Here is a 12,861-nt window from a genome sequence, read left to right as displayed (position 1 = left end):
CCTTCCAATAATCGTTTTCTAATTCTTCAATGGATTTCGTTCGCAAGGACATTTTCTAATTTTAGCTTGTGCACAACGAATGTGGATACGCCATATGGCGGTTATATCCACTATACCTACTATCCTGTTTTTTGCTCAAATATGGAGTTTTTACAGAGGTTAGAGTAGGTATGTTGGTTCATATTATATTGTTTTCATTCCAAAGTAAGACTATCCAGCGGACTTTGTATGTCCTTTAATGCTTTAGTACTCACATGCGTATAAATTTCCGTTGTTCTACTACTTCCGTGTCCTAATAACACCTGAATATATCTTAAATCAGTACCTTTTTCAAGCAAGTGTGTCGCAAACGAGTGTCTCAAGGTATGCAAAGTAGCTTTTTTTTGAATTTTTGCCTTAGCACATGCTCTTTTCAATACATTCTGCGCACTTCTGGAGGAGTACTTTCCTCCTTCTGCTCCTTCAAAAAGGTATTCTTTGGGCTCATACAGCTGGTAGTAACTTCTCAAGATAGGTAAAATACTCTTAGACAGCAGGCTTACCCTATCTTTTTTTCCTTTGGCATTGCGTACACTTACCTGCATGCGTTTGCTGTCCAGATCTTTGACTTTCAGGTTTAAAGCTTCGCTAATTCTCAGACCTGCGGAATAGATCAACATCAACAGGCATTTATGTTTGAGGTTGTCAACACTGGCAAAGATTCTGGCTACTTCTGCTTCACTCAGTACTACCGGTAGTTTTCGTTCTTTAACCGGTCTTTCCACAAAATAGAACTTCCTTCTGCCTCCTAAGACTTGTTCGTAGTAAAATTTGATTGCATTAATGGATTGGTTCTGATAAGAAGTGGATACTTGTCTTTCTTCCACCAGGTAACGCAGGAAGGCTATGATCTCTTTTTCTGTAATTTCTTCGGCTGAAAGGCTAGGATAATAGTTAATGAACTCCTCAAACATGCTGGTATAGGTCCTGATGGTACTATTGCTATAGCGCTTCATGTTGAGCTGGTCTATCATAATCTGTGGACAGCTTTTGTAGTTTGGCACATCCGATTTTGAGATTTTGGCTTTACGCTGGGCAGAAGGGCTTATTTCAGTGAAGTGAAATTGCCAACCGTGATCCTGACAGTATTTTTCTAAATCTGCTCTTACCATAGGGGTGTCTGCTACACTCCACCATCGGTTATTCTCATCATATTTTGGGTAAGGCAGCTTTTTGATATAAGTGATGAGCTTTTGATCATAGGCAAACATCAACCGCAAACGTCTTTCCTTACTGGCTATGGTAAGCTCATGAGGGCGGTAATGCTTCTTTTTTTCTACAATCAGGCTCTCTGGTGAGGAGAGTTCCTGTTCTTCAAGACGAGTTGAAAAGTAATTGCGAAGTAGTTGCAGGTTTTGTTCACTTCTGCTTATCTCCCATAGATAAGTACGGGTATTCCAACGGGCATAATGCAGGCTTCTTAAAAACTTAATGTCCGCCTCTTGTTTGGGTAGCTGAACAAAGAGTTTTTTAGGGGTAATGACCAATTTGACCTGATTACTGTCCTGTTTTGTTATAACTTCCGTTGGATGAGACTCTTCTTTTTTAGCAATAGAGGCTTCAGGCTTGTCTTTTTCCAGTACTCTGATCTCTACACCAGCAAAGAGGACTTTTAAGGCTTCAAAGCTTGCTTTGCTATATGGTATATGCCAGCACTTCTTACTTTGACTCCATTTTCTGCCCTCAATCTGTTTGACTTTATCTATATACGCTTGCTGATAAGGGAGTATCAGTTTGATACGCTTTTCTCCCTTATGTACCATACTTTCTACGCTAATGGGCTCTGACATTCTCTAGAAGGGGTTTTAATGGCGTATACACAACATTACGGTAGGCTATACGCCATAACTTAAGACTATGAAAGTAGCGTTTACAGGCTAAATTTATGCCTGACCATCTTCACCTTACCTTACACGAGTATGTTATATGTTGATTTGCATAGCCCCCCTACTCTATTGAAATAGAGTAGGAAAGTTTTCACCAGAGAAGATCTGGCCTCCCAGTATGTGCATGGAAGATAGAGGTGCTTTGACATTTTGGCTTATAGGGTAAAAAAGCCTGATGTGACTGAGTAATTCTTCTTGAAAGTGTAATAATCGCTTATATGTTAACCATCCTCTCTCCTACCCCTGAAAGCGTTAACATTAATTAAATTTAACGCTTTAAAGGCATTTTATGCTGGTAACAAAGTATGAATATCTGTGAAAAATTGAACTACAGTTTTTCAATTTCTTCTTTAGTCAAACCTGTGATTGCTGATATTTTTTCAATGGGGTCACCATACTTTTTCATCTGTTTCACAATAGCAATTTTTTCTTCCTCTCTACCTTCATTTTTTCCTTCATTTCTTGCAGTCTCTATTACACTATATTGATCACGGTAGGTCTTTAAACTTTCTTCGTATGCTTTCATCTCTTCTGGCTTTAATTTCGCTATTTCTGCATCACTAAACAGTTTTTTAAATATCCTTTCCTTTAATTTAACGTGTATTTTCTGCAAACGACGCAGATTCTTTAATACATGCATCCACTTACCAAAGTGACTTTCAAAATCTTATTCTTCCTCACAGAATTTAGACACTTCACGGAGGTAACTTCTAGATAAATAAATGTTAACTTATCGAAAATACTTCATAGCTTTGTTTATCTACTAGCTGTATCTCTCTTTTAAACCGCTTTTTTTGACTCTGATCTGGAAAACTAAAATTGAGGATGCCCACAGTATTAACCGCATTCAAATAATAATCCCAATCTTTGCCTTTGGGAGCCTGACTTTGGATAGGAAAGGTTGAATAGAAGATACTTCTATCTTTAAAATACAACTGCTTTACATTCTATAGATCTATAATGAACTTCTACCCTTTTTAATTCTTACAGTATAGATCAAAGATGGCTTTTCGTTCAGATTATGTTATGCAAAGATTTTAAGATTTAAAAAGTAAGATCCATTTTTTGCTCTTATCAAATAGTTCTTGATTAAGAAAAATGGATGGATGTATTTTTCTTTGTTATTCATCTTTAAAAATAAATATTTTATGATTTCTATATTTCAATAGTTTGTAGAATTTTAAGCGGCAATACAACCATAGTTGTACAGTTTGTGGTATTGCTGCGAATTTATGTGAGTTTCGGTATTCATCCCGAATTCGCAAAAAAATCTGTGTAGTAGATGTTCACGGTTCGCCGCGCGATTGAAATACTGGGTTTTGATGCTTGAGAGTGAGAAAGGTTTTCTTGGCCTGCCTGCCTGCGGCCAGGCATGTGCGGCTTTGGCCAGCGAGACCGCAGTGAGACTAGCATTGACATGTATATGAATCTTTTGCTCACTTCGAGCCTGGCATTGAGTAAGACCGGTGTACTGCTTTGCGTCACGATAGAGAAACTCGATATGGAAGCGTAAGCGATAGCATTCCAATACTTTGGCCCCATCCATATCGGGATCAGTAGCGAAGAAAGCTTCAGCCCTTAAGGTTCCATCCTTTTTGGCGGCCGCCGCGCGGTTAGGTGCACAATGACGCACTTGACCAGACGGTCCAGTGCTTTAATGTAGACCTTGCCTTCATAGGCTATTAGGTTGTCTTCTTGTAAACATGGAGTAAAGTGGGCGCTGTCTAAATTGAGGCGGTCCACCCGGCCCTGGTACTTAGGAGGTCTGCCCCTTCGCTTAGGCTTCGGGCCCAGATAAGGATATTGTAATACCGCGTTGCCAGGCAACTTGCTGATGAACCTGAAGCCTGCCTGAGTTACTGCATTCACAAACGGCCTACGCCAAAAATAGCCGTCCGCTACAAAAATATCGGAAATCGCTTTCAATCTATCAGCTTGATCTAGCACTACACTGGCATAATAGTCCAGTAGTGAATCATACTGGTCTTGACCAATGGTCTGCTTAGCGTATAAATGCATGGCCGTACGACTTTCCAAGCCAACACTGGCAAGGCCACTGATTTCCAAACCGTACTTGGTCGCATTGGCGCACCCTGACCAGAAGTAACCCGCCCCGGGGGTATGCTTACCACTTTTAGGCAGGTAGCTAGGATCAAAAGCGATGATGCGCTCTTCTTCGGGCAAGGATAGAATCAGTTCTTCATTAAACTGCTCAAAAGCAAAACTGCCTTCATAACGTACGCGATAGGTCGCTTCGTTAAAAGAACCGTATCAGGCAAGATTCTCAAAGTTGTGGCGACCACGAATGGTCAGCAATAAAGGCATTAGATGTATCATAAAATCTCGTTGCCACCGCATCGGCGGTCCGATTGCCAATGTCCAGCATTTTATTCAATATTAATCTTGTGAGTGTTTCTACATTCATAGGTGGAAGTTGTCGTTTAAGGTCTCGCAACCCTAAAACTATGCTTCCACCTTTTTAATTTTCTTCAAACCCAAAATCTCTACGGAGTATTGATATTTAGGTCTATTCTTAAATCGTGTGGCTTAGGAAAATATAGCAAAATGCCTTTTTCCTCCCTGAAAATCATTTTTATTTGTTGACTCATTGCAGGATAAGCCAGCATGGGAGAGGGAAAAATGAGCTACAAGAGCAGATTTTTGAAATGAAGTTAAACCAGAAAAGACAAGTTCTTAATAATGTACAATTAATTGTGAAGGTTCAAGACATACGCTACAGTCAGGGCTAATGATACAAACTTAGAAAATTGCAATTGTTAAGCTGTGGGATTGTGGGTAACTTGTTAAAGTTATCCATAATTCCACAGCCTTTTTTTGCCGCTACTGCCATGAAAAAAGCAGATCAAAAGCAAAAAGCCAGAGCAGTCTGGATTAGAACTTATGAAGATCTGGGCTCCATAAGCAAGGCAGCTCAAAGATGTGGTATTGCCCGATCAACTCTTCAACGTTGGCTCAAACGTTTACCCCAAGAAGGACTGGCAGATCGCTCCCGGAGACCTCACAAATTGGCCAGACAGAAGTGGGATGATGAAGTAATAAATTTGATACTGGATATCAGAGACACTTATAGGTTTGGGAAGATCAGAATATGCTCACATCTTTTGCAGCATCATCAAATTAAGATATCTCCCTCAACAGTAGAGAGGATTTTGAAAAGGTATGGCAGAAGACTACTAAAGCGCTATAGAAAAACCCAGTCCTTTAAACGTTATGCCAAGAATATTCCAGGTGAAAGAGTACAGATAGATGTTTGTAAAATAGACACCGGCATTTACCAGTATACAGCAGTGGACGACTGTAGTCGCTTTAGGGTTATGCATACATACAAGAGAAGGACAGCTAAAAACTCTGTCAATTTTCTGGAGCGGATTATAGAACAGATGCCTTTCCCTATTCAGACCATTCAAACTGACAGAGGCAAAGAATTCTTTGGAGTAGTATTCCAGGAAGAGATGAAAAGGTATAGTATCAAATTCAGGCCTATCAAGCCTCGGTCTCCACATTTAAATGGAAAAGTAGAGCGGAGCCATCATACGGACCTCCAAGAATTCTACATCATGGCCAACCTGAAGGACCCTCAACTCAATGATCGTTTGGAAGAGTGGCAATTCCACTATAACTGGTTCCGGGCTCATAGTTCTTTACAGGGCAAAACGCCTATTGACATAATCTCTGAAAAATCATCTATGACTCCTTTTTGGGATGATGTCATAGACAAATATGACCCAGATCATGAGCCTATTTTGGAGCAGAATTACCTCTGGGCCAAAAAGCTTGGACAAATAAAAAGAAAGAGAAAATCAGCCAAATAGACAACATCTACACCACTGAGCATTCCAAGAGGTGCATACCTAAAAAAATGCATCAAATAAGTTACAACTGCTGCCATGGAGTTGCGGATAATTCTTTACTTTACCTGACTATACAAAATGCAATTATCAATGACGTGGAAAGTGTAGCGTATCTATAGAGCCATCACAAATTAATCAACTACCTTTAAACCCTTCAAATCTGTCAAGTCATTCCAGGACTATTCAGCATGGCATGCAAAAAGGTACTATTTACTACGATTCTTTCTGTATTGTCTTGTACGGCTTTCTTTCAATTCCTGATCTGCCTGTATGAAACGATCATCAAAAGGAAAGGCCTCTCTGCTTATCTCTTTAAGTAAGTCGTAATCAGGATGAGTAGCATTTACTACTACATTGTAATCATTTGGTACTACAGCAGAAGGTACTCGTAGTAATAATGTTTCTTGCCTTTTAAACCATGCTGACCCTAAGGGTTGACTTATGGAATAGCTTGAGTACAAGCGCCAATCCTCTGGTAGTTGAGACCTTTTGATTTCCTCAATGGCAATATTGTCATCTACTTCAAATGTGATGAGGCTATATCCTGCAGAAAGAAAACCTTGACCTAAGCGATGAGCCATGGTTTCGGACATCGCAAGTGCAGGGCTAGTACTGGTATAAAGTACTCTCTGGCCTTCTTCATTCCAGCGTCCTGCATCTCCCGGAGCAAACTTGGACTCAGCGTATTTAGCAAAAATGATTCTGTACAGCAGCATAGAAGAAATTATTGCTTAAGCAACATAACCATGAATGATACGATTAAGCTGTTTTTCAATTTCTCCTATACCTGTAATTGAGTGTAACATATCTGCTGGTTTCTGACCTTCAAGTCCAGGGGAAGGCATATGAAGCCAGTCCATAAACTCTTCTATAGAACCAAATAGCTCCTCTCCTAACGCAAAAAGACGATGAAGTTTAAGAAGCTTTTCTGCTGAATCTCCCGTAAACTTTTTCTTATTTTTCCGGTAGTTATCCACTGTGGTAGGGTCAACTCCTAAATAATGGGCCAAGGCCGCTTTAGGAAGACTAGCGTGAGACTGAAGAGCTCCAAAATATTGTACATCCACCCCCTCATCACGCAAGAAAACCAATCTAAGATTGTCTTTTACTACAAATAACTCTTCTATATCTTTATGTTGTACTGCCATGATTTCAATCTTTAATCAAGTATACGGAATTTTCCGGTTTAGAAACGGAATCTTCTGATATTTATCAAAAAAAAACGAAAATATCTGGCATTGGCAACATTACACCACCAAACGAGGCAAAGAAAAGTATCGTTATGTGTCTCTGGTGAGCTATACTGTAAAAAGGACTTTGTTCCTACCAGAAGAGGAGCGCATAAATACTGTTCTAATTCCTGCAGGTGCAGATATGAAAGGATCAGAATCTGAGTCTTTAAAATCCTGAACCTGAATACTTACCTCCGGAATATTCATTTCCTGAAGCTTGCCTTCTATTTCAGTTTTAAAAGCCTCGCTAATGAATGTACATGAATCATTTCTTAGCTTTTTGATCTGTGATTTACTCAAGTCCCCTTTATAGCCCGGCAAGCTTCTGTCAAGGGCTAGGCCTATGTCTTTTGAGTAGCGCTCAATCAAACCCCAACCCTTACTTAGGCCTAAGCTCATCCTTTTCAGAAAGATAGAGTGATCCTAGTATGCCATACCTACTTTTCTGTATTAATACATCCTTACAATAAATCTTTAGCAGCTCTATCAGATATAATAACTTGCCTTTTCTTTTTAAACTTTACGACCTTCGGATCATAGGTGGCCATAACATTATCATATTGCTCATGTAAAAAAACATGAACCTTTTTCTTTTCTTCATCAATCAAAGACCACAGTTCATCATCATTTCCTTTTATCTTCTCACAGTCGCGCATAAAGGTCTTAAAGGATACAGCTTTTAAAGCGGATATATCGCTATAAATGAAATCCAGTTGTGGGTCTTGGGCTTCACTATTATCCATCTGCTAAGACTTTGTGTGTTTTCCGGTCTAAGTCATTTAATTTTTGCTTTGTTTGGTCAACAATATCAATTAAATGCCGAGAATCTTTTTCATCAGCAAAATCTGACTGAACGTGAGCCCCCGGGGCCCGGTAATTACATGTCGGAAAGTATCAACCGGGTGCCGGGCACAGACAAACTTGACAAGTGGTATAATCTGCAAGGTTTGCCTTTCTTTTTGGCTATGCGAGCATCAGGATCAGCAGGGCTATAATGTGTCTTGTTGAAACGTAGACGCTTCTTTTCCTTAGGTAGCGCCTGTAAAGCATCTTTAGAGATGCTCTTTTTTAAGTTAACTGATTTTCGTTTTTGAATACCTGAACGTTCTTATACCATTCTATGTGCACATCTTTAGGTTGCATATTTTCTAAGCAGGCATTTGCCCCCACATAAGCTGCGTCAATCGCTTGCACTTCTCCGGGTGCCGGCCACCTTCCACCAAACCAGCTTCAACACAGAGCTTTAATACCTGCTCAAAGCATTTCTCAAAGACTTCACTCGGAAGACGTTGCCTAGTACGTGACAATGTGCTATGCCAAGGCAAGTTCTCATCCCGCGGGGACCGTCTAGGTTGTAGCCTAAGAAATAGAGAATATCTAGCCTCAATTCGCTTGTTCTAATAATAGCCCGATCTGAGTTTAGATTCTCTAGATAACCGATAAGCATGAATTTGAAGAAGATTACAGGATCTATGGCCACCGTGGCAACCTTGATGTCCACATGTTCCGTAATGAGGTTTAACAGCTTTATAAAGGAAGGTCCAATCTATTACCTCCTTCAACTTTCTGTATAGATTATCATTAGGAACCCGTTCCTCTAGAGAAAAAGAGAAAAGAGTTCTTTGCTCATATATCTTTTTTCCTACCATAGATAAAGATAAAAATCATTCATCTAATGTAGAAAATTGTTGTGCAACAGCCACGGACCTTTTTCGTACTACCTCACCTACTTCATTAGAGAATAATAGGGCTGATAATTCTCAGCATTATTGATCTTAGAGAATAGTTAACATCAATTATCAACGCATCACCTTGAAGTCTTTCTGTAAATGACCAACTTGGGCATGGATGATATACATACCTTTTGAGAAATCCGTAAAATCTAACCTTGTTTCTTCCATTTTTCTACTCAAGTCATACTCCAACTGCTTAGTTTGAAGCCCTGAATAGTTTACTATGGTTACTGTAAGCTTCTTTCCCACCATACCTTGAGTTATTATGCTGACTTCTCTAGCTCCAGGATTGGGTGATGCTATAATTTCCAGAACCTGCTTATTTACCGAGGCTATAGCAGCTTCTCTATCTTCTAGCAAAGCTTCAAGTCCGAAGAGTAAAGCATTGACATCAGGAAGTATCAAATCGCTGATAGTGTGTACTACCCCATTTGTTGCTTCCTGGTCAGCTTTTGTGATGTATGCATTATTGACAAATATATATTCTTGATTCCTGCTTAAGGTGAGCGGTAAACCCAGTAACGAACTTAGTTCCTGACCATCAGAAATATCTGCGGTGAGTATCTGGTCATTAACCAGGTGATACATCAATAGTTTCCTAAGCAAATAATCAGGGATCTGTTCAACACCTTTGATGCCTAATACCTTAAATGCCTTCCAAAAGGCTATATCATCAGGAGCAAAAAGTGTATATGGTCCTTCGCTATCAAGTTGAGTTAGTAATCTGGACTTCTTCAGGGCCTCCAACAATATAGAATACTCTGAACTCCTTTTTACTATGTCAGCCACAGTGTTACTCTTTACTACCTGTATGTTTATCTTAAGTGCTTGTCCTGCATCTCCCCTTGCATCGGATGCAGTGTAAGGAGTCACCTTAAGCTCATAGTGACCTGGCTTAAATTTTCCAGAACGATAGTCCCCATTCTGATCTCCAAACATGGCATAAGGCTCAAAATTTTCAACACTAAATTCTTCACCATTAAGTTCAAATTTTACGCTTCTCACACAACCGGAAACATCGGCGCGGATGTTTAAATGCGCCCGGGGGAGCTCCGAAAGATCCAGCACATTGCCATCCTGCAGTAGTTGGATATCCTTTTCGGTTTTAGCATTTACCAAAGTAAGTTGGTGAATAGAAGGGGCCGGAAAGGGATTTCGCTCAAAGAAATCCCAGATAACCTGACTAGCGTTGATATCCTGGTTGACCGGACCTAAGAACTCTGGCCATACGTTTCCCCATCTTTCGCTATCCGGCCAGCCACCCATGGGCCAGGTGTGCCCGCCATCGTTCATTACATAAAAATCCATTTCAGTTTCATCGTCGCAGCTGGTATATTGGTACCGGGTAATAGTGCTGTTGTCTTCAGTATTTATATCAGGCAGTTCGGTGACGGTTGGCTCTGGTGAGCAGTTGTTTTGAGATACCCAATATTCGGGCGTAGTGGGTATGGGCGGGAAAAGGTCAGGAATACCTTCGTACGGTACTAAAATATCATCCGTGCCGTGGATGAGAATAGTAGAAACCGGTCGTTCGGCATTACAACTGCTTTGCAGTGCGTAAGTCGTATGTCCTCCTACGCCACCGGCCGAGGCAACTCGGTCGGATAATTCGCAGGCCAGGTAAAACGAAAAGTGGCTTCCGTTTGACCACCCGGTGGCGTGAACACGGGCCAGGTCAATATTGTATTGATCATTGACATCATCAATGACTTTACTGGCAAAGCCAATGTCGTCCTGATGCTCCTCGCGCTCCCAAGCACCAGGGATTATCCAGCCGGTTCCAATTTCGCCGGTAAGCGGATACAGAACAGGTAAGCCTTCCGGGTAAGCTATCAAAAATTTCTCCTTGTCCGCTACCGGGTTCATCTGAGAAACTTCCATCTGGAACTTGCCATCAATACGAAAACCGTGAAAAACCATCACCAAAGGCCAGTCTTCCTGCCCATCATAATCTTCCGGAACGTAGAGTAAATAGTTGCGTTCTATACCATCATGCATAAAGCTATATTCATGCAACTCCCCAGGCCCTCCATCAGCCAGGTCAGGGTGGGGATTACGTTGGAAGAAAGCCAGAATCTCCTCGCTGGCATTAAAATCTCTATTCACCGCGCCGACAAATTCGGGAAATTCGCTACCTCCCGGCCAGCTATGCCCGCCACCGTTTACTTGATAAAAGAGTACTTCGGAGTCATCACAGTTTTGGTACACAAATAGGGTAACAGTACTATTATCGTTTGTATCATTATCCGGTAAATCCTCGCTCTCGGGTTCCAGCTCACAATCACTTTGCTCAGCCCAAAAAGCGGCAGTTTCAGGAGCAGGAGGAAAGACAGCTCCCCCTACTTCTATTCCGTCAAAAGGTAAAATTGGGTCATCTGTGCCGTGAATCTGAAGCAAAGATATTGGTTTGTCCCGTTCACACCGATTAATAATCGTCTGATCCATTGTCCCACCTACGGCAGCCACTGACGCGATGAGATCAGGAGCCAGACAAGCTATTTCGTAAGCCATACTGGCCCCCATTGAGAATCCTGTGGCATGTATTTTATAGTGATCAACCTGGTAGTCAGCAGCAATATGTTCTACTACCTTACGGCTAAAATCAATATCATCATTATCTGAAAGAGTAGCATTAATCACGTTCCAACCAGGGCCTTGTTGATCCGATAGGGGGTTATTGACCGTTAAACCTGCCGGGTAAGCCACCAGGAAATGAGCGTCATCAGCCGCTAAATTCATTTGAGAAAAAGCCATTTGTTGTTCCGGTCCGCTGTTGAAACCGTGAAAATTAAGTACCAGGGGCCAGTCTTCCTGACCATCGTATGCGGCAGGAACATATAATAAATACTCACGCATAGTGTTCCCCAGAATAATATTGCGTTTGTAAACTTCTCCTGAAGGAATGGGTACTAAATCTGGATGAGGATTTCGCTCAAAAAAGTCCCAAATAATGGCACTTGCATTAATATCTCTATTGATGTTGCCTAGAAATTCAGGTAAAGGACCTCCCCCCGGCCAGGTATGTCCGCCTTCATTAATTCGGTACAATACTACTTCCGTATCTTCATCACAATTGGGATAATCAAAACGTGTAACAGTACTTCCGTCTTCCGTATCTTCATCAGGTAATTCAGTAATGATTGGCTCTTGTTCACAGTTGTTTTGGTTAGCCCAAAGCGCTGATGCTATATCTGCAGGAGGAATGAAATCAGGAACTCCTTCGTAAGGAACTATCGGGTCGGCTGTTCCGTGTATTGAAAGTACAGAAAATGGCCGATTAGAGTCACAATTTGCTATGGCCAATTCCGGTATAGCCCCTCCTACTCCGCCAACTGAGGCAATTTTTTCTGATAAAGCACACGCCAGATAAGACGACATCATTGAGCCCATTGACCAACCCGTAGCATGTATTCTGGATAAATCAATACTAAATTCATCATCCAGTAGGTCAATTAACCCATCTACGAAGGCTTGATCATCCTGATTTTCCTCTGCTTCTATTTCAGGAACTGGTATAAACCAACCAGGACCCGTTTCGCTGAGCACCGAAATTGTTACCAGCAATCCCTGAGGATAGGCAACCAGGAAACTCTCTGCGTCAGCTAAAGCATTCATCTGAGAGATTTCCAATTGCTGTGAGGGCCCACTGTTAAAACCATGGAAATTTAACACTAAGGGCCATTCTTCCTGTCCAGAATAAGTTGAGGGCACGTATAGAAGATATTCGCGTTCTACTCCATCAACCTGAATTGTCTTCTCATACACCATACCTTCCTGTCCATAGGAAGGTGAATAAAATAGGAAGCTTAAAAAAATGAAGAGGACAAAGCCTGGTAGACGAAAGTAAATGCCTTGTAAGTGAAAAAGTCCTGTTGTAGTGTGAATAACTTCTTTTGGGCGTTCCATGATGCTATATTTAAGATAGGTAGGATATAAAGTTCAGCTAGCTGAAAGTTAGGAGACGAGCAGGATATATAATAAGACATATGTTTCAATGTCTGGTAATATGGTTACATCACCTGAGCTCTTTCAGCATAATGCTGCTGTACCTGTGGTAAAGCAATCTGAGCTTTTGCTTTGTCATTTATGTAATGCTTTT

At 41.0% G+C, this 12,861-nt stretch carries 13 protein-coding genes; 2 read left to right on the top strand and 11 right to left on the bottom strand.

All coding sequences use genetic code 11. From position 1 onward, the window contains the following. Positions 1–194: 194 nt before the first annotated feature. From WJR50_RS30760 to WJR50_RS30750, 4 genes are all read right to left on the bottom strand, one after another. Positions 195–1,829, bottom strand: a complete 1,635-nt coding sequence (locus WJR50_RS30760) for a tyrosine-type recombinase/integrase (RefSeq protein WP_341297171.1) — start codon at positions 1,827–1,829, stop codon at positions 195–197. Between the two features lie 424 nt (positions 1,830–2,253). Beyond that, positions 2,254–2,565: a PD-(D/E)XK nuclease family transposase gene (locus tag WJR50_RS30755; protein WP_341297170.1), complete on the bottom strand. Its 312-nt coding sequence runs from the start codon at positions 2,563–2,565 to the stop codon at positions 2,254–2,256. Between the two features lie 85 nt (positions 2,566–2,650). Next, entirely contained in the window at positions 2,651–2,860 is a 210-nt protein-coding gene (locus WJR50_RS34340) for a PD-(D/E)XK nuclease family transposase (RefSeq protein WP_445223506.1), read from the bottom strand. A gap of 643 nt (positions 2,861–3,503) precedes the next feature. Then, on the bottom strand, positions 3,504–4,109 hold the full coding sequence (locus tag WJR50_RS30750) for a hypothetical protein (protein WP_341297169.1): 606 nt from the start codon (positions 4,107–4,109) through the stop codon (positions 3,504–3,506). A gap of 665 nt (positions 4,110–4,774) precedes the next feature. Here WJR50_RS30750 and WJR50_RS30745 point away from each other — a divergent pair. Further along, positions 4,775–5,758, top strand: coding sequence for an IS481 family transposase (locus WJR50_RS30745; RefSeq protein WP_341297168.1), 984 nt, complete (start codon positions 4,775–4,777; stop codon positions 5,756–5,758). 245 nt (positions 5,759–6,003) lie between these two features. On the opposite strand, the gene WJR50_RS30740 is transcribed toward WJR50_RS30745, so the two are convergent. From WJR50_RS30740 to WJR50_RS30725, 4 genes are all read right to left on the bottom strand, one after another. Beyond that, entirely contained in the window at positions 6,004–6,513 is a 510-nt protein-coding gene (locus WJR50_RS30740; RefSeq protein ID WP_341297167.1) for an RES family NAD+ phosphorylase, read from the bottom strand. Positions 6,514–6,528: 15 nt separating this feature from the next. Continuing rightward, positions 6,529–6,945 (bottom strand): Xre family toxin-antitoxin system antitoxin, encoded by a 417-nt coding sequence (locus WJR50_RS30735; RefSeq protein WP_341297166.1) that lies wholly within the window; start codon positions 6,943–6,945, stop codon positions 6,529–6,531. A 150-nt stretch (positions 6,946–7,095) separates the two neighbouring features. Then, positions 7,096–7,428, bottom strand: coding sequence for a hypothetical protein (locus WJR50_RS30730; RefSeq protein WP_341297165.1), 333 nt, complete (start codon positions 7,426–7,428; stop codon positions 7,096–7,098). A 62-nt stretch (positions 7,429–7,490) separates the two neighbouring features. Then, positions 7,491–7,772 (bottom strand): hypothetical protein, encoded by a 282-nt coding sequence (locus WJR50_RS30725; protein WP_341297164.1) that lies wholly within the window; start codon positions 7,770–7,772, stop codon positions 7,491–7,493. Positions 7,773–7,820: 48 nt separating this feature from the next. On the opposite strand from WJR50_RS30725, the gene WJR50_RS30720 reads away from it, so the two are divergent. After that, a complete protein-coding gene (locus tag WJR50_RS30720) occupies positions 7,821–8,024 on the top strand; it encodes a hypothetical protein (protein WP_341297163.1) in 204 nt (67 codons plus the stop codon). 248 nt (positions 8,025–8,272) lie between these two features. Here the strand turns inward: WJR50_RS30720 and WJR50_RS34335 are convergent, their stop codons facing one another. From WJR50_RS34335 to WJR50_RS30715, 3 genes are all read right to left on the bottom strand, one after another. After that, positions 8,273–8,509 carry a transposase gene (locus WJR50_RS34335; RefSeq protein WP_445223509.1) on the bottom strand — a complete coding sequence of 79 codons (237 nt, stop codon included), beginning with the start codon at positions 8,507–8,509 and terminating at the stop codon, positions 8,273–8,275. Next, positions 8,427–8,678, bottom strand: coding sequence for a transposase (locus tag WJR50_RS34395; RefSeq protein WP_510167123.1), 252 nt, complete (start codon positions 8,676–8,678; stop codon positions 8,427–8,429). The genes WJR50_RS34335 and WJR50_RS34395 overlap by 83 nt, the downstream gene beginning before the upstream one ends. Positions 8,679–8,828: 150 nt before the next feature. Further along, positions 8,829–12,668 carry a fasciclin domain-containing protein gene (locus WJR50_RS30715; RefSeq protein WP_341297162.1) on the bottom strand — a complete coding sequence of 1,280 codons (3,840 nt, stop codon included), beginning with the start codon at positions 12,666–12,668 and terminating at the stop codon, positions 8,829–8,831. Between the last annotated feature and the right edge of the window lie 193 nt (positions 12,669–12,861).

Source organism: Catalinimonas locisalis (assembly GCF_038039535.1).
Taxonomy (GTDB): Bacteria; Bacteroidota; Bacteroidia; order Cytophagales; family Cyclobacteriaceae; genus Catalinimonas.
This window is presented reverse-complemented; position numbering and strand designations above follow the sequence as displayed.

Excerpts from the sequence above, each read along its gene's own strand:
- WJR50_RS30725 (WP_341297164.1), bottom strand. The coding sequence starts at position 7,772 with ATGGATAATAGTGAAGCCCAAGACCCACAACTGGATTTCATTTATAGC.
- WJR50_RS30755 (WP_341297170.1), bottom strand. The coding sequence starts at position 2,565 with ATGCATGTATTAAAGAATCTGCGTCGTTTGCAGAAAATACACGTTAAA.
- WJR50_RS30715 (WP_341297162.1), bottom strand. The coding sequence starts at position 12,668 with ATGGAACGCCCAAAAGAAGTTATTCACACTACAACAGGACTTTTTCAC.
- WJR50_RS34395 (WP_510167123.1), bottom strand. The coding sequence starts at position 8,678 with ATGGTAGGAAAAAAGATATATGAGCAAAGAACTCTTTTCTCTTTTTCT.
- WJR50_RS30735 (WP_341297166.1), bottom strand. The coding sequence starts at position 6,945 with ATGGCAGTACAACATAAAGATATAGAAGAGTTATTTGTAGTAAAAGAC.
- WJR50_RS30730 (WP_341297165.1), bottom strand. The coding sequence starts at position 7,428 with ATGAGCTTAGGCCTAAGTAAGGGTTGGGGTTTGATTGAGCGCTACTCA.
- WJR50_RS30740 (WP_341297167.1), bottom strand. The coding sequence starts at position 6,513 with ATGCTGCTGTACAGAATCATTTTTGCTAAATACGCTGAGTCCAAGTTT.
- WJR50_RS30760 (WP_341297171.1), bottom strand. The coding sequence starts at position 1,829 with ATGTCAGAGCCCATTAGCGTAGAAAGTATGGTACATAAGGGAGAAAAG.
- WJR50_RS30745 (WP_341297168.1), top strand. The coding sequence starts at position 4,775 with ATGAAAAAAGCAGATCAAAAGCAAAAAGCCAGAGCAGTCTGGATTAGA.